Origin of the sequence: Anaerosporobacter faecicola (assembly GCF_012070565.1) — a bacterium.
Classification (GTDB): Bacteria; Bacillota; Clostridia; order Lachnospirales; family Lachnospiraceae; genus Anaerosporobacter; species Anaerosporobacter faecicola.
Map to the genome: position 1 here is coordinate 230,453 of NZ_JAAQRO010000008.1, position 25,987 is coordinate 256,439.

Below are 25,987 nucleotides of genomic sequence, written 5' to 3' on the forward strand. Positions count from 1 at the left end.
CTCCTCCTATTTATCTTATGATTTGTATGATACAAAGGCCATATGTCTCATGCTTAATAATCAAACATGCCTTCGACCCTTAAACACAATAAATTAATTCTCTACTTTTAATCCTTATTTATTCAGAACCATCTTTAATAACAAATTCATATCTATAAACTTATCATCTACATAATAATCCGCATTTGGCTTGCCAAAGTGTAATTCATGGTAATGCACCCCCCAAGAACTTAATTGGTTCTGCGTTGTTTCTTTCCAATCGACTCCAGTCACATATCCTCGTGCAGTAAATAAGATGATTTGATTTCCCATTTCATACAATTTATTAACTACTTCAATCATCGGCGTATTAGGTTCTGATAACCGATAGTTATTATTCGGTTCTAGTTTTGCAATTACCCCATCAATATCAAATACAAAACGTTTGCCACCTTCGCAAATTTTTAACTGATTTTGAGCCAATCGCATTTCTTCTTCCGTATCAATATCGTAGTTATCTTTCATTTCATAACCAAGAATCTTCTTTCCTGACATAGAACGTTGTTCTAAGATTACTCTTCCTCTTACCACGTCAATGCAAGCATTTTGATAATATGCTACAGGGAGTTCCTGTCTCGGCATATTATAACATTCTGGGATATCCGTTGTTACTGGAACAATTTCCCCATTCTCTCTTTTTTTCCACATCTTATAGGGAATCTCCGTAGCTAAAGCAATACTCCGAACAGAATCTGCGTCTTCTTGCTTCTGTAGCATCTCAATCATTGTATCGATATCTTTTGGATTTCTAATTGGATATGTTGGTCGAAGTTGAACAACAAGATCAGCTTCATACCCTTCCGTTTCTTTAAGATACGCAAGACAATGGTAGAACACATCGATATCAAGAGAATGATCCTGTGCATATTCTGCAGGTCGAATAAATGGTGTCTCTGCACCATATTGTCTTGCTATCTCAGCATATTCTTCGCTATCGGTACTAACTATAACACGATTTATCAATTCTGATTGTAACGCATGCTCGATTGAATAAGCTAGCATTGGTTTATTATTAATCATTCGTATATTCTTGTGTGGTACACTTTTTGATCCACTTCTTGCAGGAATGATTGCAAGTATATTCATCGTTTTTTCCTCCTATCTACTATAACGAAAGGATTTTACCTTGTTATTACATCTGACATTTTCATAATTTTAGTACCTTCAATATAAGCTCCACCTTCTGTGGCATCAATAAACTCCACAGAAGTAGCAGTATTCTTAATTCGTTGTTCAATCCAACGACGATACAAATCTAAATGTTTACTTGTCTTAACAAGATTACCACGTATATCAGGGATTTTTTTAAGACTTTCATCTTCAACAAGATTTCTCCTAGAAGTTCCTTCTGCATGAACCAGATTATCAGGATATGCAAGATCCAAGCCAAGAAAAACAACTTTATTTGCTCCCAATGTAATTGCCAAATCTAATGCAATTGTTGCAACACTGCCTCCTGTTTGATACAGATGATACCCTTCTTCTTTAGCAACTTCTTCTGCCAGTGAAAACTCTTGTTGATAAATCAGGTATTTTTCGCCTTTATATCTTTGAGCAAATCCTTTATATGCCGTTGATAAAATTAGTAGAGGAATTGTTTCATTTTCCAAATTGTCTATTTGATGTATAATTCTAGCATTTCCATCTGAAACAATTACATAATCTGGGCGAATACCCGCAGACATTAACTTATGATACACGGTACCAGTAGCCAAAATAATATCTTCCTGACTTTTTTTACTTAATAATTTATAATTTTTGTCTAGTGATGGTCCAGCTGCAACAATATATACGTTTTTTCCGTTCCAGGAAGACTTCAGACTGTCAACAACCAACTTACATTTTTTTCGATTCGACTTGAAATTATCACATAACATTGTTCTTTGATTTTTAACAGAATGATAGTGCATAAAATATTCTTCTATTCGTTCCTTTATCTGTTTTTGTGCAATCATTCGAACAGATGGATGATATACCACAACTTCTGTTTCTTCATCAATATTCTGAATTTTATTTGCAAATTCCTTATACTGTGGATCATAATGAATGTTTACTTGATTTGTTGTTAAACAATACCCCAATACACCGTACTTTACTGCTAAATATAGCATCGTCATATTCCCTTCATATACATCAATTGTAATTCCGGGATTACACGCACATAGTTGCTGCAAATGATACCCCAATCCCAAACCATACACAATATATTTTGTTTTTTCATCAGAATACCAACTAGTCGCTAGGATATATGCTTCAAGATCCGGATTATTATTACTATGAACATAATACTCTATCCCCTCATCATTACAGCGAATCGTAGGTAAACCACTAGAAGAGAATTCAACAAAGAATTCTATCTTTGTACTCGTCTGTATCCCTTTCTTTTTCTGAAGCGACTCATAAAGAATTGGATTTGCCTTTTTAATTATTTCCAAATTCTCTTTTTCATGATCAACGGGCACATATTCTAATTTCATCATTATCCATTCTAGGAGTTGTATAATAAATGGTCGTAACTGTAATTCCAACAAGTCAGCCAAAAGTATATAATCTTTCCATTCCTGTGCTTTTAGACTGGAGGACAGTATTTCTATTAATGCTTCCTGTGTTAACGTTTGCTCTTCTATTTGATTATAATTTTGCAAAAATCTTTCCATAAGTGTTATAATATTCTGATATGTCCTTAAACCTCTATCATAATTTTGTTGTCTTAGTAACATTGTGGTTAGATCAATATTTTCTATTAACGCTGTTGTTAGATGCAAAACATTCTGATAATTCAACGTCTTTTTCCTCCTATATGTCTATCTATTTTGCTATGTTTTCATCCAATTTAGTTGAAATTACTTTTACAGCATTTTGTATAGCATAATAAACTTTTTGTGTTTTCAGATAAACATGTTCTCTGTTTTTTTGTCGATCTTTAAATTGAACAAATAAATCTTTGTACTCTGTCATAGTGGTATCATACGTATATCGTTCAATCAAAGCATTGATGTTCTTCTCACTTATTATTTTATTTATTTCAGACAATCTTTTTACATTTCGTTTCATATTATTTGATTCAACGACGTTTGTTTTATTTTCTTTTAGTAGTTTCTCTATTATTTGCAACGCATCTTTTGTTGCTACTTCAATTTCTTTCAATTCCTCATGCATCTGTTGTAATGTATTATTGACTAGTAATTTTTCATCAGTTTTATTATTGTTTTCAATTTCATCATTCAAGATTTCGTTAATCTCAAATTGTTTCCTACAATATTTTGTAATCGTTTCCTCTAGTGTTAGAATCTCTGTTCCTTCAATTCTTGCTCCACCTTCTGTCGCATTTATTACTTTTCCTTCAAAGCGTTTGATTCTCTCGTTAAACCAACATAAATAAGTAAACCAATCATATCGAGTCTTTAACATTTCACCATTATTTCCCGGTATTAATTCTTCATATACTGTTGAAATATCATCTTGCCTACGTTCTCCCATTGCATGAGAAGCATTTCCTTGAAAAGCAAGATCTTGACCAACCAAAATTATGGTTTTCGCTCCTAGATAACATGCTATTTCAAATGTTGCTGTTGCTACTGAACAAGCTCCAGCTATATTCATACTAGGATACTTTAGATTCTTATATTGTTTTAAGTTTAGTAGATCATCAAAATAGATTTTCTTTCCATCATTTATATCCAATATAGCAGGATTAGACATCGTACTTGCAATCATTGCACAATGTACTGCAGTAGGATTTTGAAAATGGCCTATTGATTTTTTTACATCTAATGTCACGATAAAATCAGGTTCTACTCCATATTGATCAAGATATCTAACTGATGAGTCCACAGCTAAGATCAATGCTCGTCCTTTCGCTTTCTTAATTGTACTAATATTTTTTGTTAATGATGGTCCAGAAGCAACTATGATAACTGGTAAATCCTCTGGAATAACATTGTGATACTGTTCAATAAATTTCCCCGATAAAACCGGGACTAGATTCTTAATCAATGCATCCCCCCACATCTTACCATGATAAACAGCCGTATTGGAATCAATTAAAGACGCTATATACACTCTTTGATACGAATCTTTAAAATAATTGAGTTTGTCACCAAAAATATTGCAATAATAAGGAATATTCAATAATACGCATTGTCCATAAATAATACTAAACTCATTTTTTTTCAGAACTTTCTCTAAGTCATTTCCATTAATTTGATCTACAAGTAAAAAGATATTCGGTCTTCTAATAATATCTTGTATATCATAATGTCTCATTGTATGCACAAACATCTCATAACTTGGTTCATAAACAATCAAATTCTCATCTTCAGCCATTTGTTCTATCAATGAACTTATAAAATATCCATTTCCCAATCCAAACGAAATAAATGTTCGTTTCGTACAATGGCTATTTTCAACCGAATACTGTTTTGCCCATATTGTAGCTTCATTTGTTGGATTATAGCTACTATTAAGTCTTATATGAGCAGTACCAGTTTTTATCCAAGTAATCAATTCTTTATTCTTTGCTTCTTCTACATCAAACATGATTTCCGTCATCTGATCTTTATCATCCCAAATATTTTCCATTTTTGAGTAGAGATACAGTGCATTATTTTCTATACATTTCAGATTATCTTCATATATACCCATATACGTTTCCTTCCCATCACTTAATAGAATATTGCAAAATAAAACGTCATTGCATTCTATTTTGTAATACTCTATTTTTTTTCTTTAAAAGTAAACTTACTTCTTTCAAATTGCTCACTAATTCAAATTGCATAATGTCAGCAAATAAAATATAGTCTTTTTCTTCTAATGCATATAGTGCGGTTTCCAAAATTTTATTTATCTGGTTCACATCTATTTCTATAATCGCTTCTTTACTAAGATAATTCAGTTCTTCTATAACAGAAAGTACATTTTCCAGCACTCTATTCAAAGCCTGATATCCTTCATTGTTTTTTTGTTGATAGAAACATATATTCATATATTCAACTTCTTGTATGCATGTTTCCAAGTTTCTTTCAATTTTAGCCAACATAGATCCTCCTCAAATTATGACTTTTACACCTTCCTATAAAAGAAAAAAGGTTGGCAGTTGCCAACCTTTTTTCGAATAAGTATAACAATTAACCAATGATAGATAATACACCTTGTGTAGATTGGTTAGCTTGAGCAAGCATTGATTGAGCTGCTTGTTGAAGAATGTTATTCTTAGAGTACTTAACCATTTCATCAGCCATGTTAACGTCACGGATACGTGATTCAGCAGCAGTTAAGTTTTCAGCTGTGTTATCAGCATTAGCGATTGTGTGCTCTAATCTGTTTTGAACAGCACCAAGATCAGATCTGAAGTCAGAAACTGTCTTTAATGCAGTATCTAATGTATCAAGGTAAGCAGTTGCTTTACCATATGAACTTACATTAGCAGATGCAGAATTAATACCTAATGTAGAAGCTGTCATGTTCTTCATGCTTACACTGATGCTTTGACCATTGTTAGCACCAACTTGGAAGTTGAAAGAAGCTGTAGTATTAAGAAGTTTCTTAGTATTGAATTCTGTTTCATTTGCAATACGTGTTACTTCTGTTGTTAACTGAGTTAACTCTTTAGAGATTGCATCTCTATCTTCAGAAGCGTTCGTATCATTAGCAGCTTGAACAGTTAACTCTCTCATTCTTTGGATGATAGAGTGAGTTTCATTTAAAGCACCTTCAGCTGTTTGAATCATTGAGATACCATCTTGAGCATTTGTAGAACCTTGTTCCAAACCTCTGATTTGTCCTCTCATCTTTTCAGAAATTGAAAGACCAGCAGCGTCATCACCAGCACGGTTAATTCTGTAACCTGAAGATAATTTTTCAGCTGATTTTTGTAAATTTCCAGTAGTTACGCCTAATTGTCTGCTAGTATTAGCAGCTGTCATATTATGTTGAATAATCATATTGTTTTCCTCCTTGAATTTCCAGCAGCATCCATGCTGCTTATAATTTGTTTAAGTTGAAACAACCAAATATTAACGCAGGCCGTACGCTCCTTTGTTAATATTGATTAATTTCTTTTTACATTTTATTTATCGGCTTACTTTTTTGAAAACTTAATAGTAAAATGAAAAATTTTTATTTTTTTTTGTCAAGAAAGTACGATTGTCCTTGGTGTTGATTTGCCATATTCTGATAATACTTTGAGGCAGTGGTGTTACTCATTTTAAAGGAACGTATTTCTTGTTTTTTCGTAGAAGTATATTGTTCAAATCTCACCTTATTGCGTAGCTCTGTCGTCTGTAATACTACGCTTAAATCGGTAATCTCTTTTATTAATCCCTGCATAGTCACAATTTCATCTTTATGTTGTTCCCTATGTAGTTCTATCTCCTCTTTTACTCGAGCAAATAATTTTTCAAAACCAGTATCTAGAAGATTTAATTGTTCAATCCATTTTTGTTTTTCTTCGATCAAGTCACCAAACCGGTCCAGATCAACTTCTTGTTCTCGTAACACAAGTGATTGATCTTGTGTTAGATCAGCGATCTTCTCTAATACTTCTTTCTTTTTTTGTAATGATTGGATCATTACCTGTATATAGGTTGTATTGTTATCCAACTTTCCACCTCTTATCTATCCTGATCTAGCAATCCGCTTTTAAAAGGACTTGATTATTTATTTCCTTGTATTCTTGCTTGCTTCATAACTTGTGACCATATATCACGCATTTCTTTAAAATCTACTAATACTGCCTCAAGAATAGCCTTGTCCTTTTTAATATTCGCTTCTACTAATCTACGATACATATGATCATACACAACATCAAAATCATGTGCCACCGCGTATTTATGATCCAATGTAGAACGAAATTCCACAATAACATCTTCTGCTTTTTTTATGTTGTTATTCGCACTCTGAATGTCCTTCTTTTCAATGGCAAGTATTGCCTTATTCACAAACTTAATCCCTGCATCATATAACATGAGTGTTAACTCACCCTTGGTTGCAGTTTGTACTTTATTATTCTGATAAGCAGCCGCATAATTGAATGCCATAATAACTTCCTCCTTAATTGATGTACTTTTAAGAAAGGTTACCTCCTCCAAAAAAATCTATAGAATCGGTAACCTCTATTCCTAATACATCGATTACTTCTTACTACATAAGCACTCCAATAATGAGTACTTAATATCTATTCATGGATCGATATGATCAGGTTAATCAATATTCACTTCTTAACTCTCGTGCTTGATCACCTGCCGATAAGTTAATTATACCAAATTAATTGTTTCCTAACAAGCCAGCTAATGAATTTTGCTGTGATTGTAAAGAAGCCATTGCTTTCTCCATTGCAGTAAACTGTTTGTAATATGCATCTTCTTTTTCTTTCAGTTTTTTCTCCATAGTGCTAATGTCTTTTTTATATTTGGTTACTTGGTTAGCCATCTGTTTATCATTGTAGAATGTTAATGCACTACTTAAAGATGTCTTACTCATCTTATCAAATAAGGTACTATGAAGTTCGTCTACAATTCCAGCCATAACTTTAGCAACCAATTCTGGATCTTCATTAATTGCTTTTAATAATTTATCTTGTTTATCAGAATACGTAGAATCTTCCTTATCACCATAAATGTGAAGTAAACCTTTTTCCGTATAATCTTTTGACGTCATGATGCCAAATGAGGACAGTGAATACTTCTTTCCATTTACTTCTACTACACTTTGCATAGCAGATTTCATTGCACTTGTAATACCACCAACAGTTGTATCACGTCGAAGTAAGGAATCTTTGATCTTTGTTTCCCATTTTTCAATTTGGTCATCTGTCATTGCTTCTTTTTCTTCATCAGTTAATGGATCATACCCTCTAGAAGAGTCCGCATAATAGAGTTCATTCATTTCTTTAAGAATGGAATTATAGGAGGTTAGGAAGTCCTTAATACTTTTATATACTGCTTCTGTATCATTAGAAACAGATATTGATGTAGCCTTATACGCCGTAGGATTCCCATCTATATCTTTTTCCGTAACAGTAGAAACCGAAACTGCTTCCATTGTTAGTCCATTGGCTGTTAATGTGTTGGTTGAACTAGTTAACTCTGCATCATTATATATAAAAATACTATCGGAAGCCGCAACCGTTTTGCAACCAGTACCTAAACCTAAAGCATTTAGCTTATCAGCATCTACCGTAGCTCCTGCCCCATTTACATAATTATCCATACTTGTTTTCAAACTACTTTGTGCTTCTGAACGAACTCTTTCTTTTTCCGAATCAGTAAATCGTTCACTAACTTTATAATTAAGCAATTCCTTCATTTCCGATTTTTTCAATGCATCCTTAACCATAGCATTAATATCATCATCGGTTTCTGCTCCTGTTAGATCGGATGACTTTGGTATTTCAATACGTAAAGTCTTATCAACACCATCTACAGTAATGGTTTTTTCAAAAAATCCATCTTCAGAATTTTTTATTTTATCCTTAATTTCACTGCTTAACAATTCCGTTTCTTCTGAAGTTATAGTATTTTTCAGAGCAGTCTCTGCTTTTGAATTTGTAGCACTTACTATTGAATTAACGCTATCAAAAATCGATTGTTTTATAGATTTTTCCGTAGCATCTGCAATACCACTAATTGTAGTACTGGTAATGGTTCCATCTAAAACACCATCAATAAAACTTTGTGGATCCGTAATTAATGATTTTTTTGCTTCAATATTATTAAGAGCATCATAAACTGAGGTGCCACCTAATGCAACGATTTCATTTTTTGCCGCTAATGTTGGGCTACCCACTCCATATGAATTAGTAGTAATTGAAAAAGATTGATCAGCACCACTTTCTTTTGAGCTAATAAAAAATCTACCTTGCTTTTCATCAAAGCTAGCATTAAGTCCTGCCTTTTTACATGCATTTGTAAAATCATTTATTGTAGTTGAATCTGTAATATCAATACTTTTAGACCCCGTTGCTGATACAATATCAATTTTTGTACCCACTAAATTAGAATCTAGTGAACTAAGTTTTGTAGATCCTTTTATATTGCCAGTAAGTTTTTCACCAGTCATATACTGTGAACTTGCTAACTGCTTTACAATTATATTATGTGTTCCTTGAGTAGCCTCCTTACTAGCAGTAACTTTCACTACTGATTCGTCTGCAGAGGTTGCCTTTCTTGTAGAATAACCAGAAGTCAAATGCAATTTCGAAGTCTGTTCCTGGTACAACTTATATAACTTCGTATTCAGGTCTTTCCACTTTTCCTGTGTCCATTCCAACTTCGTTTTCTTATTCTCAATTTTGGTTAATTTCGTACGATGAGCTTCCATTAAGGCTTCTACTACAGATTCTGTGTCCATATTCGAAATTAAGCCTGTCATTCTAATACCCATAACTCTTACCTCCTATAGTTTCTCATCCACTAATAAACCTGCGATTTCCCATAGTTTTTCGATCATCTTGATTGTTTTTTCTGGCGGAATTTCTTTTACTACCTTATCTGTCTCTTTGTCTATTAATTTGATCGATACACGATTCATATCCTCATGATATGTAAACTCGCATCTAGTCTGTGGTTGAGATTGCTTTATTTTGTTGTTTGCCATGCTTAAGGCATCTTTTAATTTTTTATCTAGTTGTTCTTCCGTTACTTGCGAGTCATCAAGTGTTGTATTTTGTGGACTTGATTGTGCATCTGCCATTTGTGTGGAAACCTTCTCCACTGTAACCTCATCTGTTTGCATTTCCGGTACTGGCATGTTTACTACATCTTGAACACTCCCTGTACCTGGCTTTACTCCGTTAATCGCCATGATATACACCTCCGTGTGCATGATAAAATATTTTCCCTTATTAATGAGAAGTTCTTATTTGTTAATATGTTACTTTTCACTTAGAATTTTTATACTGTTATAACTTAATAATGCATTTGCTTATCTGTACTTTACGTTTAAGTACTTTTACTTTATTGACACTCGCCTATTACACTTTACGTTTAAGTACTTGAACTTTTTTTACTCTTGCTTGTTGTACTTTAGCTTTAAGTACTTCTACTTTCTTGACTCTCGCTTGTTGCCTATACCTTTAAGCACTTAGCTTTTTTCTTTTCGTACTCTTGCTAAGAATATCACTTTTAAAGTACTGTATATTATGTTGTATTGCTTAGTCGCAGTCTTGCTACTGCCTCATACTTAAGCAATACGTAATTTCTATCTATTATCTCTATCGGCAAATACCCGAAAAATGTTAACCTTTTTCGAACCGATTTAGAAATTGGCTTTCATTATTAGTCAAATAATCCTGATAAATCTGCATTTGTTGGCAAACTATTCGCCGCTTCTTTATTGGATTCCTGAATTTGAAGATAGAGTTCTTTTCGATATATTGGTACACTTTTCGGTGCTGCAATACCAACTTTAACTTGATCTCCTTTGATTTCTAATATTGTTACTTCAATATCATTATTGATAACGATTGTTTCTCCAATTTTACGCGATAGGGCTAACATCTATTCAACCCCCTTGTTCTTTTTTCTTTGTTGCATGATCTCATATATATTGTATTTCACCACATAATCAGAGTTCTCTGCAATGATCTGGCAGCCTTTTTTGGTATCTGCATTAATGATGATTGGTGCTTTTAGATTTACGGTTGTTTTCTCCAAATCCGAAGGAACCGTTACTACAAGAAATACAACCAGATTTTCATCTGTCAGTTCTCCTAATGGTTTTAAAACCTCATCTTCTACCGTTGGATTGTAATCTTCCTTTACAACAGCAGGAGATATGATTGGTATCGCTAATTCTGGTTCTTCTGTCGATTGTAACCAAGAAATCTTCGATTTTGTATCTTCAATATTGTATAGAATTGTGTAATTTTTATAATTTTCAAAACCCATTAATCCATTTTGAAATGTAATGATCTTATCATCATCAAGATTGATTTCTCCGAAACATCTTGTCTTTATAAGCATATGCATGCTCCTTTCCTGTGTATATTTACCGTACAATTAACGCTTTTAATATCTAATTTGTTTACGCTACAAGAATTACCGTCCATGCTACATACTAGAATCTCTATGTTACATGTCTCCTCTCTATATAACATGTTTTCAACACTTCAATAATACGAGGATCAAAGGTCATAAATCAAAAACTTCACCGTACACTTGCCGGAATACATACTCCAGTAAAGCGACCGTGAAGTTCTCTGTATCTTATAAGAAATCCAATAATGTATTGGTCACTGCTTTCGAAGCGGCTTGTAAAGAACAATTGTATACGAGCTGCGCCATTGATAGATTGATATAAGTCTCTGACATATCCGCATCTTCATTAGATGACAGCAGATCTTTGAAATCTACTTGCTGATTGGATAAACGTTCTTCCGTTAATTCCACACGAGCATAACGGCTTCCCATATCAGAGTTTTCAATATTCACTTTCTTTTGTTGTGTTGAGGTAGTTTTATTAAGGCGTTCAAATCCTTGTCGTAATGCACTGTTTTTTGCTTTCAGTTCATTATTCATAACCTCAAGAGCAGCTGCAATTGCATCATCTGGATAATCGGTTCCGCCATTTCCTTTCATCTTCTCAACGTCTGCAATTCGTTTTTCCAAATCTTCAATTTCGGATACCATAGCCTGTAATTCATCAATATCTCGACCAATGTTGTGGGTGAATACATCACTTGCCTGGGTATTGATCGAAATTGTCTGTCCAAAATTAATCTCATACTCGATCTTTTGATCTTCCTTCGTATAGCTTACACTCTTCCCAGCAATGATAGCACCAGCATCTGTTAATTCATTCTTTGTACAATCAAAGTACATCTCTGGTCGTAGATCATCAACCTTAAAATTTGTTTTGTCGTATTCTACACTAAAGCTTTCTGCATTACGAAGTGTTTCAAAAGCTGTATCGGATAGGATTACTTCTCCTGAATCCTTAATTGCTAAGCAATCATACGTTGTACCGTTAGCCGCATTATATGCTGCAACATCATAGCAATTTGGATCTGTAGAACTAACATTTCCTACGGATAGTGCAGTTCCTGTTGGATTGTATTTGATACTTGTAACTTTATCAACATCACCATAGGCCAATTTGAAACGGTTTACCGAACTAATCGTTACTTGATTAGCAGCAGACGCATAATCCTCTGCTGTTTTTCCTGCAACTAATCCAGCAACTCCAGAGGAAGATTTTGAGATAGTCTGTAAAGCAGAACTGTCAAAATTCTCTTTTATACCGGTATAGGACATATTCTTAAGATCATCCGCATCAAATGTTAATTTCGTATCTGTTTTAAATCCGGTGAATACATAACGTCCGGTATAATTTGCATTTCCTTCACTGTATAGTTGTGTTTTACTCTGTACCAAACTCTCAATGATTGCTTTTCGATTATCCGCTGTTAAGTCATCATTAGAACCATCTACACAATTTGTATTCATATCTTTCAACAACTGATCTACATTATCCAAAGCACTTTCTGTTACTTCCATCCAACTTAATGCATCAGGAATATTCTTTCCAAGATACTGATTCACCTGAACCAAATTCGTACGTAATTTCAAGGCACGAACTGCAACAATTGGATCATCAGAAGGTCTTTGGATTTTTTTTCCTGTTGCATACTGTTCATTTAATTTATTGACATTTAATTTATTGTTATTAATGCTACTCATCATATTATTGGTAAGCATCTGATTTGTTATTCTCATTTGGTATCACCTCCGTACTTTAGAGTATCTATACACCAAGTCCATTTACTAATTTATCATAGATTTCATTCATTGTTTGAATTACTTTTGCAGATAAATTATACGCGTTCTGGTATTTTACAAGATTCATTGCTTCTTCGTCTGTATCAACACCAGCTACTGATAATCGTTGATTCTTAATTGATTTTCTTATACTGGTCTGGCTTTTTTCAAAGCTTTCATACTTCGATGCATCAACACTAACTTCACCAACAATGGAGTTATAAAAATGAGCAGGCGTTCCAGCTTTGAATAAAGTCTTATCCGATTCTATGTTCAATAACTCTTTTAATACTGCTTTGTTTTCAACACCTTGTGAAATATCTTCTGCTGCAGCAAATGTACTTGGATCATTAACAATCTTATCTGCTACTTTGATATTACCTGCATTCATCAAATAGTAAGAAACATTCACATATCCACCTGTTAGAATTGGACTGCCTGTTGCATCTGTTGCGAAACCAGAAGAGAATGTCGTTGCGCTTTCATCAAAGTTCGCTTCTTCTCCAGCAACTTTACAATTAAAGAGATCCGCTCCAGCATCTCCGTTTAAATCTTCACCAGTATTGTGGATTTTATTAAATACAGACGCAAACTGTCTAGAAAATTCATTTAACTTTGCAAGATAATATGGAACACCTTTGTAATCAACACTTTGACCAACTGACATTCTTGCTGCATCTACATCTGCAGCTAAAGCTTCTTTCATTTCAAAGGTATACGTATAGGCTCCACTTGCATCTTTTGTTATTGTAAAGTTCTTATACGCATAATCCTTACCTGCAATTGTAATATTCCCTGTTGAAGGTAACGTAAGTTTTGTAATATCGTCACAGCTTGGCAAGGTTACTGTTAATGAGGTAGATCCTGCATCTCCATCGGCAACACCAGTGAAGTTTTCTCTGTTGTTTCCGTCACGCACTTGGAATAATGCAGCTAAGGAACCTTTTAGATTTGCATTATTTAAAGAAAACTCTGATCCATTTGCCCAATACACATCGTATAAGCCATCCACATCAGAATCATTTATCTTTTCTGTTCTAGGCCGTACTTCTAGTTGTCTTGGTACTTCTGAATCAACCAACATTTGTCCATTGATTCGAACTTCATATAAAACTTGTCCTGGTTCATTATCATCCGTTGGATCACTCTTAACAATTCTTTCTTCTGTTGTTACATTAACAAGTTCCGATAATTTATCTACAATTACTTCTCTCGCATCTCTTAGATCATTAGCACGAACACCCGTTACTTCTAATGTGTTGATCTGCTGTGTCAGATTAGCAATCTGTGTACTATAAGAATTGATTCGATCGATTTGATTTTTTATTTGAAAGTTTGCATCATTTTGAATGATTTTCATGCTGTTATACATGTTATTCAAGAATTCTGTAAATGCTTGTGCATTATTGCTTACAGACACCCTCTTATCATTATCCGTTGGATCATCATATAAGGTCTTTAATGATGTAAACAAATTGTTATAGCAGTCTGTAAAACCAGAATCATTGGTCTCATTAAAATAATTTTGGATTTGTCCCATGTAGTCATTCTTTGTTGCATATTCACCATATAAGCTAGATGCATTCCGGTATTTGGTATCATAGTAAGCATCTCTTTGTTGAATGATATCAACAATGTCAACACCTGTTCCTACCATACCATACGAGCTGTACACACGTAGTGGATCACTTGCCTGTGTTATAAGGGATTGTCTTGTATACCCTTCCGTTTCTGCATTTGATATATTATGTGCTGTTGTATTAATCGATGCCTGATATGCGTATAAACCAGACAGTCCAATATTTAGTCCAAAAAATGTCGAAGCCATACGTCCTCCTTACTATAGCCTTGTCACAAGATGCTCTAACATAGAATCTACTACATTGAAGTATCTTGCTGCTGCACTATATGCATGTTGGTATTTGATCATGTTTGCCAATTCTTCATCAGAAGAAATACCCATTACATTCTGTCTTGCTGTTGCAATATTATCAACCATCGTCGTTTGGTTCTTGGTACTGGCAATATATTGTTCTCCTTTTGTAGAGATTCCTCCCCACATTGATGTATAGTAATCATAAAATGTATCAGATTTTTCTGCGTTAGGTGATAATGGAGAAAATTCCTTATTCCAAGCTTCTGATAATTTCTTCGCTACATTATTGTAAGCATAATCCCCTGTACTGTTCTCCTCACTAAGTGGTAGTAAAGAATAATCGGCTAAGATGTCTTCATTAACTTCAATTTCTCCAAGGGTATATAAAGAATACTTATCCGCTGGATTTTCTTCATTATATACTTTTACATTAATCGTCTGTGGTGCACCCGTCTCATCTAAGTAAGTTAATGTTGCATCGGTATAGCGGTCTGTACTTTTTCTTGCGAATAATTCTGTACCCTGTGTCTTATCATCATTCATACCAACTGGGGCATCTAGACACATAATCTTAACATCTTTATTCGTAGAAAGATCAATGGTTTGAGCCACTCCATTAATGGTTAATGTTGCTGTACTACTTGAAGTTGTTGGCAACTGACTTGCAATGTCACTGGTAACTGGACTTAAGATATTATTAATGGTTGTTGTTATTCCATGAATCAGATTATCAAACTGTGCCTGAATGGTACGAACCGTAGAAGATTCAACTCTTAAGTTATAAACATCTACTGCATCATTATAATCAGCATCCGTTGCAAAATCCTCTCTTACAGGAATATCGGTATAATTTGCTGCGTCATTACCTCTTGCCCAAATTAATCCTTTTAACGATCCGATGTTTGTATTCGTTTCATAATTTGGTACGCGGTCCATGCTAAAGACATCGGTTCCTGTATGATCCCATACAGCTTTTACCATATCCGTTCCATCTTCCACACGTGTTGTAGACATGGAATACGCTGTTCCTCCTGCTACTAACTGTGTATTCTCTGCCATGATGCTAAGAGAACCATCATACTGTTCTACCGCTTTAATATCAATTAAGGAACTTAATTTGTCTGCATATACATTTCTCTGATCTCGTAAGTCATTGGCACGTTCCACGCCACCTGCTTCAACCTTTGTAATCTGTGTATTCAGATCTGCAATCTTTCTCGCATATTCATTCACTTGATCAACTTGTTTGATGATCTTTGTGTTCATATTCACTTGATATGCTTCTAACTGTTTGTAAATGCTTTCTGCTCTTTGAATAAACGACTGAGCATTTTTTGCAAATACTGTACGTACGGATTTGTCATCAGGAGATTTTACAAGTTCCTGTGTACTGGTCCATAAAGCATCAATCGCTAATTGGAATGGGGAATTCTCCAATTCACCCATTACATCTTCGATCTCTAAAATTGTATCTTGCTGCGCATCGTAGAATCCAAGTCTTCCACTTTCTGTTCGATATTGTTTATCATAAAATTCATCTCTTACTTGACGAACAACTTGTGTTGCTGCACCAAGTCCTGTTTGCATTGTACTATATGCAGACTGTCCAATGGAATTATAATGGAAATCCTGAATGATTACTTGTTGTCTTGTTGCACCATTAGTGTCAATATTCGCCAAGTTATGCGCTGTTGTATTCAAAGCATTCTGGTTTACGGTAAGTCCTGAAACTGCTGTCCATAAACCGGTCATAATATTACCCACGATTTATCACCATCCTTATCTATTGTTTTGCATCAAACATTCCTGCTTCAGGTAGTATGCTACTTGCTTGAGCAGCTGATTTTGTATAGTTATTCCCTGGTGACATCCGTGTACTTTGAATAAAGTTCATATTAAACTCTATTATTTCAAGGGATTGTTCGATTAACGATTTGTTGTGATTATTAAATTCCATTAGTTCATCGATTGTTTTCTTTAGATTTTTATGAATGTCAGAGAGCATCTCCTGTTCCTTTGGCTGTTTCTCTAACAATTTGATTATATCCTGTATTTTCAGTGTTCCTGCATCCTTGCAAAGAACAATACCAATATTCGTAATTACTTCTTCTCTTTTCTTATCAAGAGCCATAACCTGTTCCACATATACTTGCTCTCGATCTGTCAATTTTTGTAATGCTACGAGGTCATTGTTTGCTACAATCGTTGATTTTTCTTTCGCAATGGGAATCATCTCTTTATATATTTCATTTTCTTTTTGCAAAGTTGTGATCAATTCTTCTATTAAACTAGCCACGGTAACCTCTCTTTTCTCCTATACCACATTTGCTCTAATTATTAGAGCAAATATGGTAAGACTTATACTATCGTATTAAAATAATTGTCTAGTAACTTATCTGCCACTTCATTCATGCTAACATCATAGGTACCTGATGCCATTCTGTTCTTGATTTCTTCCACACGGTCCATACGAACCTCTTCTGTTCCTGCAACTGCCTGTTTTACAGTTTGAAAATCTTTTCCTGTCTGTGAGATCTCTAATTGATCTGCTTTTCCTGTCTTCTTTGAAGCTTCCATAGCTCGAATCTTATTCGTTTGGTATATCTGGCTTACTTTACTGTATGCATCTATTCTCATAATTTCACCACCTTATTCTATATTGCAATATACTCCCTAGTTTCCAAAGCAAATCTGTATTTTGCTTCGCTACTTTTCATAACGCAAACTTCGTACATCTAAAACCACATCTAGCTAAAAGCGAAGTTTGGGTTCAGCCTTGTATTGCTCTACAACATATTTATCGGATTATTTTCAATTATCATTATAGCCTTAAACAAACTTTTTTTATTTTACAGCCTTTTCGTCTATAGTAATTTTGTCCCATTGAGTTAATATATATGCCTAACTGTTACTATTTTGCAATTGTATGAAGCATGTATATCTAATATAAAACTTGCTGAATGTTTGGATTCTGTTTATCCGATCCTTCCTGTATACACAAAGAAACAGGCAGCCGGCATCACATCGCCAGCGCCTGTTTCTTTTGTTATATTCTTAACACGGATATGATCATAAACATGAGAAAGTAACCGTTTATGCAATCAAACCTATCCGCTTTTAGTACTTCATATCCTTTAATATGTCACAAAAATCAAATGTTGCAAAGTAATCTTGTGGTTTTTCCCCACGACGGATCAACTGGGTACTTCCATCTTCTTTTAACAATACTTCTGCTGATTTTAACTTTCCATTATAGTTATAACCCATGGCAAATCCATGCGCACCTGTATCATGAATGACAAGAAGGTCACCAATCTCCACTTTCGGTAACATACGGTCAATTGCGAATTTGTCATTATTCTCACAAAGAGAACCTGTTACATCATACTTGTGATCACATGGTTGTTCTTCTTTTCCCATTACCGTTATATGATGGTATGCACCATACATTGCTGGGCGCATGAGATTAACCGCACATGCATCCAAACCAATGTATTCTTTATGTGTATGTTTCTCATGGATTGCTGTTGTAACTAAGCAACCATAAGGTCCTAACATAAAACGTCCTAATTCTGTATAGATTGCTACATCGCCCATTCCAGCTGGAACAAGAATCTCTTCGAATGCTTTCCGTACACCTTCCCCAATTACCATAATATCATTTGGCTCTTGATCTGGACGGTATGGAATGCCAACGCCACCTGATAAATTGATGAAGGTAATATTCGCGCCTGTTTCATTTTTCAACTCTACTGCTAATTCAAATAAGATTTTTGCAAGTGTTGGATAATATTCATTGGATACGGTATTACTTGCCAAGAAGGAATGAATTCCAAAATTCTTTGCTCCTAACTTCATTAATCGTTTATATCCTTCAAACATCTGCTCTTTTGTAAAACCGTATTTTGCATCTCCTGGATTATCCATAATACTTGTGCTGATTTTAAACACTCCACCTGGATTATAACGACAACAAATGGTTTCTGGAATTCCTGCTGCTTTTTCCAAGAAGTCAATATGTGTAATGTCATCTAAGTTAATAATTGCGTTTACTTCTCTTGCTTTCACAAATTCTTCTGCCGGAGTAGCATTGGAGGAGAACATAATCTCTCCTTCCCCAAAATCAAGAGCTTGGGATAACATTAATTCCGTCATAGAAGAACAGTCTGTACCACAACCTTCCTCCTTTAAAATTTTAAGTAAGAATGGATTTGGTGTTGCTTTTACTGCAAAGAATTCTTTAAATCCCTTGTTCCAAGCAAATGCCTTTTTTAGTTTTCTAGCATTTTCACGAATGCCTTTCTCATCATATAAATGAAAAGGTGTTGGATATTCCTTTACGATTTCTTGTAACTGTTCGTTGGTAACAAATGTTTTCTTCGTCATAATTTCAGTCTCTCCTTTTCTTTGCATTAAATCTCTTGTTGTATATTCTGTTGTAACAGAATGATTTCATTCTGAAGCATCTCTTTAAATACCGACACCAGGTTATCATTCATCGAATACAAACATGTCGTATCCCCAGGAGTTGTAATCTCTCCTGTTAGTACTTTTCCCGAATCAACGATCAAACGTATTCGGTGATCCTTTTTCTTTGTAATATATACAATTGCCTGCTCTTTAAGATTGGTTTGGTCTGTTATGATTACAAGCTTAATATTGCGTTCAATTACCTGTAAAAGTTCATCCTTTACCTTCTCCAATAACTCTCCAGATACAGACAGATACACACGTTCCTGTGCTTCCACAAGCATGGTCCGGAGTTTATCCATTACATTCTTTTCCCCTTGAATAGTAATATAACCGGAATTCTCCACCTTTTTAATAGGAAGTAGCTCCATTAAACGTTGTTTAGAATCCTCTAGGTTTCTTAATTTGTTGTTACAGAATTCTTCAATGCTAACTGGAGTATATTTGGTTACAGATCCTTCAATAATATATGCAGCACCCTTATCCACTAATCCCGCAAGTCCATTGTAGGTATTGGATCTTGATATGGTGGTTTTCTTTGCTGCTTCATACCCTGTCAGTTCTCCTTCTGAAAGCAATGTCACATAAAGCGTTGCTTCCTGTCTTGTCAAACCATACATTGTAAGCTGTTCGATTACTTCCATACGACAACTCCATTTCTCTTAGTATTACTTTATAGGAACACTATACATCATGTAAAAAAGAATGTCAACCAAATAATGATTGACATTCCTTATTATTGACCTTGTTGCGATAGTTTCTCAACTTTTCTAATCGTTTGAAAAGAACGAATGCAATGACATTTCTACTTTATTGTACCCCAGCAATTCGATCTTCAATCTCTCGTAATTGTTCTTTGGTAGGGATATAGTTGATCTTCATTGGTTCTTGTACCAATTCCACTCCCATTGCTTCTAATTCCTTTTGTATATTTGATATGCTTTGAGGTCCCCATCCGTATGAACCAAAAGCGAATCCTTTCTTTCCTTTTGGAGAAAGACCTTTCATGTATGTTAAGAAAGCCCCTACAGTAGGCAATATGTTATTATTTAATGTTGGTGAGCCTACAACCAAGTACTCTGCCTTCAATACCTGGGTTGCAATATCTGAGATGTGATTTTCCTTTAAATCATACAAGCTGCAAGATATACCTGCTCGTTTGAATCCTTCTAAAATTGCGAATGCCATCTTCTCTGTAGAATGCCACATAGAATCATAAACCACTAATGCTTTCGCTTCATTTTCTCCATTACAGAAGTAGCTATATCGATCCAAAATATCTTCAATGTGGCTTCGGAAGATGACCCCATGGCTTGGTGCAATCATCTCAAGTGGTAATGATCTTACAATTTCAATTGCTTTATTGGCTTGCTTTCCATAAGGCATTAAGATATTCGCATAATATTTTTCCGCTTCCTGCATCACGATGTTCAAATCCACTTCATCATCAAAATGTTTGGAAGATGCAAAATGTTGTCCGAAAGCATCATTAGAAAATAGTATCTTCTCTTCTTTACAATACGTAACCATGTTATCTGGCCAATGTAACATTGGTGTTGCAACAAATGTTAAACTTCTCTTGCCCAATGATAAAACGTCCCCCGCCTTCACTGTCTGATACTTATATTGGCTACCGTAATGCGCTTGTAATCCTTTTAAACCACTAGGTTCTGAGGTGATGATTGTGGCATTCTTAGCAACTTCCATTACTGCTGGAATTGCACCCGAATGATCCATTTCAACATGATTTGATACAAGATAATCAATCTTAGCAGGATCAACAATTTCTGCAATCCGCTCTAATAGTTCTTGCCCAAATGGTGCTTTCACTGTATCGATCAACGTAATCTTCTCATCCATGATCAAATAAGCATTGTAAGTTGCTCCACGATTTGTTGTATAACCGTGAAAAGATCTTACATTCCAATCCACTGCACCTACATAATAGATATCCTCTCTCAATTTAACAATTTCCATTGTAATCACCATGCCCTTTCATAAGTTTGGCATTTTTGTATGCACAAAAAAGCCATGTGAAAGACTTTCTTTCACACTTACCTCTCCTATATTTACCATAACGATAATTATTATCATTATTATATGTCTTTTTTTTATCAATGTCAAATAGGAAATACGTACGTTCCTTGCCCTTAATTAGGAAGATTCGAATTATTATGCATCAACATGTAAGTTATATTCGCTATTACTATAACCAAAACTTACATTTTATTTTAATTTACGACATTCACTTTACTTTTTTCAGTTATTTGCATGAAAAACTTATTTTTATATTTATCCTTTATTACTCAAGTTTTGCATATTTAAAACACTATTTTTCTTGTTATTAGTTTTAATTATATCTCTTTAAATGTATTTTCTATTAAATATACAATATATCTATGAATATAAATTAATAATTGTATAAAATATCTATAGAATGTTCATCTCCCACATTATATAATAAAATCACATAATTTTTACCTATTAAATTACTTATTTACTTAATTCCATATCTATAAACCGATCCATTATCCTGTGTTTCAACATAATTAGATACAGATAAGCAACACAGAATACATTTGTATGGATCGGAATTAGACATACAAACACATGAAAAAGCTCCCTATAGATCGGAATTAGACATTGAAACCTAAATACATAATGAATAAGGAGAATAACTATGAAGAAAGAAAAATCCCCCAACAAACCCAAAAAAGCAACAATTCTTCCACTAGCCAAGGTTATTAACAAATCGTTTGGCTTAACCAGAAACATTGCCTGCGTAATCAGCATCTTATCCATACTTACCACAATCATCTTAACAAGCGCCATTATTGATTTTAAAACTGGTCCTTACTCCTTGGAAAAGCATACCTCTCAGACACAATACTTAATGAAACAGATTGAAAGTACTATGTATCACAAGATTGTACAGATGACTGGATCTCGTATGAAGGGTGCAGAAGAAGATATGAATGCAATTGTCGCACAACTAAACGAAGAATTGCAACAACTCTTCCGTATCGTCAAACGAGAAAATATAACCGATTCCAGTATTCTTTCTGATTTAGAAAGTAAATTTATTGAGTCTGAACCATATCGTGCGGAAATTGATGATTATGTTACCAAACACCGTATGACCAATGCCAATGATGTATTGGTACAAAATTATCTTCCACTTATTAATGAAATTAATACAATTCTAGACCAAATTGCAAAGGATTGTAACCAGTATGCAGAGAGCCAGATTAATCAGTATTTGTTCGTTTCCATCATATCCATCACCGCTTTAATCATCATGGCCATCGGCAGCTACCTATTATCCATCAAATACGCTAAACGAACTTCAAAGCGTATTGTTACGCCTGTTACTGACATAAAAGAAGCAATGAATGAGTTGGCACAGGGTAATTTACAAGTTTCAGTACATAACTCCGATATCAGTGAAATAAATGACCTATCCCTTGCTACAACAAAGACGATTTCTTCTCTTACTTCTTATATTAACAACATTACTACTGTTTTAGGACAATTAGAAAATCGAGATATGACCGTTTCAGTTGATATTGACTATATAGGAGATTTTGCTCCAATTAAGAACTCCCTAATGGAAATCATCCATTACCTCAACACGTTATTAGTTAATATTAAAGATTCTGCAAATCAGGTTGCTGCTGGAGCAGAACAGATTTCTAATAGTTCTCAGTCCATTGCAGAAGGTGCACAGGAGCAAAATAACTCCATTACAACACTTGTTAACCAAGTTAATGATATTACTACTGTGGTACAAAACAATGCAACAAAAGCACAAGACGTAAGTAAGATCTCCGGGGAATCCCTTGAAATTGTTCAAAAGGGTAACTCCCATATGGAAGCCTTACTACAAGCCATGAGCCAAATCACAGACCAGTCTAACCAGATTTCCCAGATCATTGAAGTGATCAACGATATTGCAAGTCAGACCAATCTCCTTTCTCTCAATGCTTCCATTGAAGCTGCCAGAGCAGGTGAACAAGGAAAAGGCTTTGCGGTTGTTGCTGACCAGATTGGTAAACTAGCAAATGATTGTGCAAAAGCCGCTGGCAATACCACGGAATTAATTAACCAATCCCTCGATGCTATTAAAAATGGTTCCACACTTGCAGACGATACCGCTAGTCTATTGAACGATATTGTTACAAGCTCCTCAAAAACTTCAGATCTTGTGGACAGCATAACCGATGCATGTACAAACCAAGCCGAACAGTTAAATCAAGTACTAGCATCAATCCAACAGATTTCTGTAATCGTAGAATCCAATTCGGCTGCTTCTGAAGAAAGTTCCGCTGCAAGCCAGGAATTCTTATCTCAGTCAGAAACCTTAAAAATGTTACTGGAAGGGTTTACCTTGTAATACAGCAACTTCTAATCAATAAAAAGTTTATTAGTACTCTTCATAAAAAAACTGTGGAGTCTAATATCTATAAAGAGACTGTTTGATGCCGTCGGCACTTCGTTTGTGACAATGTTTTCTGTCACAAACGTATGTACCAATACGAGCAGAAACCATGTGTAACGTATCTCTGTTAGATATTAGATCACACAGTTTTTTTCAGGTGTAAAATTGAATTTACTATGCAAAAGGAATGAGACACAATGCTTCCTACGGCAGCGTCTCTCTTTACCCATAGCGAATTTTTATTATTTATGTTATAATCGATACGATTGGATACCACTAAGATAATCTTGTTGTAAATTACAACTATTTATTAGGGTATCTATCTTTTTCTGTGCATAAATGTTTCTACTTCTGTACATAAAAACCGTAAGAATAGAACAAAATAAGCCGCAAAATGCAAAACAAAGAACAAATGCAAAACCATAGTCTGGTTTTTGTTACTTCGAAAGGAGCTATATACTTATGGAACAATATAATGGTAGCCAGATTGTTATACTCGAAGGTCTTGAAGCTGTTCGTAAAAGACCTGGTATGTATATCGGTAGTACTGGAACACGAGGACTACATCACCTAATCTGGGAAATCATCGATAATGGAATTGATGAGCATCTAGCAGGATTCTGTTCACAAATTGATATCACTTTACAAAAGGACGGTGGAATTACCATCCGTGACTATGGACGTGGTGTCCCTGTTGACATTCACCCTACGAAGAAAATCCCTACAGTCCGTGTAGTTTATACAATCTTGCATGCTGGTGGTAAATTCGGTTCGTCTGCCTACAAAGTTTCTGGTGGTCTACATGGTGTAGGTGCTTCCGTTGTAAATGCCCTATCAAGCCGTATGATCATTGAAGTACGCAGTGGCGGTCAGATTTACCGTGATGAATATGCCAATGGTGGTCATCCTATAACAGAATTAGTAAATGGTAACATCCCTGTCGTCGGCAAATGTAACAAATCCGATACGGGAACCAGTGTTACCTTCTATCCTGATCCAACCATCTTTGAGACCGTAGAGTTCAAAGCAGAAACGATTAAAAAGAAATTAACAGAGATTGCATTTTTGAATAAAAATCTGAAAATTATATTCCGTAATGAAATAGACGGAACGGAAAAAATCTATCACGAAGAATACGGTATTCAAAGTTTCGTAAAATATCTAAACCGTGAACTTACACCAATTCATGAGGAAGTCATCTATGCGGAAGGAACCAGTGGTGACATTGAAGTGGAACTTGCTTTTCAATATACGACCAGTTATACCGAACAGATCAATGCCTACTGTAACCGAATTAATGTAGTAGACGGTGGAACTTTAGTTACTGGTTTTAAAACCGGACTGACTCGTATTATGAATCAATATGCCCGTGAACTGGGTATTTTAAAGGATAAAGATGATAATTTCGATGGAAAAGACATTCGTAACGGACTTGTAGCAATTATATCCATCAAGCATCCGGACCCACAATTTGAAGGACAGACTAAGACCAAATTAGGAAATACGGATGCCAAAAGTGCTGTAGAAGATGTATTTACCTCCGAAGTACAACGGTATTTTGATAAAAATGTTGAAGTCCTTCGTGCGATTTTAGAGAACTCCCTTAAATCATACCAGGCAAGACGTGCTGGTGATAAAGCGAGAAATGCTGTCTTAAAACAATTATTAGATGTAGACACCCGAAGCAAATTAGCTTCCTGTTCTTCTAAAAAGCCAGAAGAATGTGAAGTCTATATCGTGGAAGGGGATTCCGCCGGTGGTACTGTTAAAACAGCAAGAAATCGTCGTACCCAGGCAGTCTTACCTTTACGTGGTAAGATTCTTAATGTAGAAAAAGCAGCTTTAGAGAAGATTCTGGTAAATAATGAGATCAAATCCATGATTGCCTCCTTTGGTTGCGGAATTGGAGATGATTTTGATATCAGCAAATTACGCTATGACAAGATTATCATCTTAACCGATGCCGACGTGGATGGTGCCCATATCAGTACACTGCTTCTCACCTTCTTCTATCGGTTCATGCCAGAATTGATCATGGAAGGAAAAGTATATCGTGGGCTTCCACCTCTATATAAAGTAGAGTATGAAAATACGGCTCTCAAAACCAAGAAAAAGAAACAGTCCCAATATATATTTAATGATTTTGAATTAGAGAAATTCAGGAAACAACCTGATATTAAGATCCTGAACCTACAACGTTATAAAGGTCTTGGTGAAATGGATGCAGAACAGCTTTGGGAAACTACACTTAATCCAGAAACAAGAATCCTCGCACGAGTGGATATTTCGGATACCGTTGAAGCTGACGAAATTACCAGTACACTCATGAGTAATAATGTACCGCCTCGGCGCGCCTTCATTATGGAAGAAGCCAAGTACGCAAAGATCGATGCTTAATAGAAAGGGATA

Annotated in this window: 22 protein-coding genes; 2 read left to right on the forward strand and 20 right to left on the reverse strand. The window is 34.8% G+C overall.

Translation table 11 applies throughout. The annotated features are described in order from the left end of the window. Nucleotides 1–114: 114 nt before the first annotated feature. The 20 genes from HBB17_RS04245 to HBB17_RS04335 form a co-directional block, all read right to left on the reverse strand. Entirely contained in the window at nt 115–1,125 is a 1,011-nt protein-coding gene (locus HBB17_RS04245; RefSeq protein ID WP_167956035.1) for an acylneuraminate cytidylyltransferase, read from the reverse strand. 35 nt (nt 1,126–1,160) lie between these two features. Then, nucleotides 1,161–2,822: a motility associated factor glycosyltransferase family protein gene (locus tag HBB17_RS04250; RefSeq protein ID WP_167956037.1), complete on the reverse strand. Its 1,662-nt coding sequence runs from the start codon at nt 2,820–2,822 to the stop codon at nt 1,161–1,163. 25 nt (nt 2,823–2,847) lie between these two features. Next, entirely contained in the window at nt 2,848–4,683 is a 1,836-nt protein-coding gene (locus tag HBB17_RS04255) for a motility associated factor glycosyltransferase family protein (RefSeq protein ID WP_167956039.1), read from the reverse strand. A gap of 46 nt (nt 4,684–4,729) precedes the next feature. Beyond that, nucleotides 4,730–5,077, reverse strand: coding sequence for a hypothetical protein (locus HBB17_RS04260; RefSeq protein WP_167956041.1), 348 nt, complete (start codon nt 5,075–5,077; stop codon nt 4,730–4,732). Between the two features lie 88 nt (nt 5,078–5,165). Beyond that, entirely contained in the window at nt 5,166–5,981 is an 816-nt protein-coding gene (locus tag HBB17_RS04265; RefSeq protein WP_167956043.1) for a flagellin N-terminal helical domain-containing protein, read from the reverse strand. Nucleotides 5,982–6,156: 175 nt separating this feature from the next. After that, complete coding sequence (locus HBB17_RS04270; RefSeq protein WP_167956045.1) at nt 6,157–6,639, reverse strand: flagellar protein FliT; 483 nt, start codon at nt 6,637–6,639, stop codon at nt 6,157–6,159. A gap of 53 nt (nt 6,640–6,692) precedes the next feature. Then, entirely contained in the window at nt 6,693–7,076 is a 384-nt protein-coding gene (fliS, locus tag HBB17_RS04275; protein ID WP_167956047.1) for a flagellar export chaperone FliS, read from the reverse strand. Nucleotides 7,077–7,302: 226 nt separating this feature from the next. Next, entirely contained in the window at nt 7,303–9,420 is a 2,118-nt protein-coding gene (gene fliD / locus HBB17_RS04280; RefSeq protein ID WP_167956049.1) for a flagellar filament capping protein FliD, read from the reverse strand. Nucleotides 9,421–9,432: 12 nt separating this feature from the next. Next, the gene (locus tag HBB17_RS04285; RefSeq protein ID WP_167956051.1) at nt 9,433–9,840 is read right to left on the reverse strand and encodes a flagellar protein FlaG; all 408 of its coding nucleotides are present in this window, start codon (nt 9,838–9,840) and stop codon (nt 9,433–9,435) included. A 473-nt stretch (nt 9,841–10,313) separates the two neighbouring features. After that, nucleotides 10,314–10,535: a carbon storage regulator CsrA gene (gene csrA, locus HBB17_RS04290; RefSeq protein WP_167956053.1), complete on the reverse strand. Its 222-nt coding sequence runs from the start codon at nt 10,533–10,535 to the stop codon at nt 10,314–10,316. After that, entirely contained in the window at nt 10,536–11,000 is a 465-nt protein-coding gene (gene fliW / locus HBB17_RS04295) for a flagellar assembly protein FliW (protein WP_167956055.1), read from the reverse strand. Between the two features lie 243 nt (nt 11,001–11,243). After that, nucleotides 11,244–12,752 carry a flagellar hook-associated protein FlgL gene (flgL, locus tag HBB17_RS04300; RefSeq protein WP_167956057.1) on the reverse strand — a complete coding sequence of 503 codons (1,509 nt, stop codon included), beginning with the start codon at nt 12,750–12,752 and terminating at the stop codon, nt 11,244–11,246. A 28-nt stretch (nt 12,753–12,780) separates the two neighbouring features. Further along, nucleotides 12,781–14,622 carry a flagellar hook-associated protein FlgK gene (gene flgK, locus HBB17_RS04305; RefSeq protein ID WP_167956059.1) on the reverse strand — a complete coding sequence of 614 codons (1,842 nt, stop codon included), beginning with the start codon at nt 14,620–14,622 and terminating at the stop codon, nt 12,781–12,783. A gap of 12 nt (nt 14,623–14,634) precedes the next feature. After that, nucleotides 14,635–16,434 carry a flagellar hook-associated protein FlgK gene (flgK, locus tag HBB17_RS04310; protein WP_167956060.1) on the reverse strand — a complete coding sequence of 600 codons (1,800 nt, stop codon included), beginning with the start codon at nt 16,432–16,434 and terminating at the stop codon, nt 14,635–14,637. A 19-nt stretch (nt 16,435–16,453) separates the two neighbouring features. Next, on the reverse strand, nt 16,454–16,966 hold the full coding sequence (locus HBB17_RS04315) for a flagellar protein FlgN (protein ID WP_167956062.1): 513 nt from the start codon (nt 16,964–16,966) through the stop codon (nt 16,454–16,456). Nucleotides 16,967–17,028: 62 nt separating this feature from the next. Then, nucleotides 17,029–17,307, reverse strand: coding sequence for a flagellar biosynthesis anti-sigma factor FlgM (gene flgM, locus HBB17_RS04320; protein WP_167956063.1), 279 nt, complete (start codon nt 17,305–17,307; stop codon nt 17,029–17,031). Nucleotides 17,308–17,645: 338 nt separating this feature from the next. Continuing rightward, complete coding sequence (locus HBB17_RS20615) at nt 17,646–17,771, reverse strand: hypothetical protein (protein WP_274380757.1); 126 nt, start codon at nt 17,769–17,771, stop codon at nt 17,646–17,648. A gap of 16 nt (nt 17,772–17,787) precedes the next feature. Further along, nucleotides 17,788–19,056 carry a diaminopimelate decarboxylase gene (locus HBB17_RS04325; protein WP_167956065.1) on the reverse strand — a complete coding sequence of 423 codons (1,269 nt, stop codon included), beginning with the start codon at nt 19,054–19,056 and terminating at the stop codon, nt 17,788–17,790. 26 nt (nt 19,057–19,082) lie between these two features. After that, nucleotides 19,083–19,784 (reverse strand): TrmB family transcriptional regulator, encoded by a 702-nt coding sequence (locus tag HBB17_RS04330; protein WP_167956066.1) that lies wholly within the window; start codon nt 19,782–19,784, stop codon nt 19,083–19,085. A gap of 166 nt (nt 19,785–19,950) precedes the next feature. Continuing rightward, nucleotides 19,951–21,129: an FprA family A-type flavoprotein gene (locus HBB17_RS04335; RefSeq protein ID WP_330588148.1), complete on the reverse strand. Its 1,179-nt coding sequence runs from the start codon at nt 21,127–21,129 to the stop codon at nt 19,951–19,953. 691 nt (nt 21,130–21,820) lie between these two features. On the opposite strand from HBB17_RS04335, the gene HBB17_RS04340 reads away from it, so the two are divergent. Beyond that, nucleotides 21,821–23,533 (forward strand): methyl-accepting chemotaxis protein, encoded by a 1,713-nt coding sequence (locus tag HBB17_RS04340; protein ID WP_167956068.1) that lies wholly within the window; start codon nt 21,821–21,823, stop codon nt 23,531–23,533. 507 nt (nt 23,534–24,040) lie between these two features. Beyond that, complete coding sequence (locus HBB17_RS04345; RefSeq protein WP_167956069.1) at nt 24,041–25,975, forward strand: DNA gyrase/topoisomerase IV subunit B; 1,935 nt, start codon at nt 24,041–24,043, stop codon at nt 25,973–25,975. The last annotated feature ends 12 nt before the right edge of the window (nt 25,976–25,987 follow it).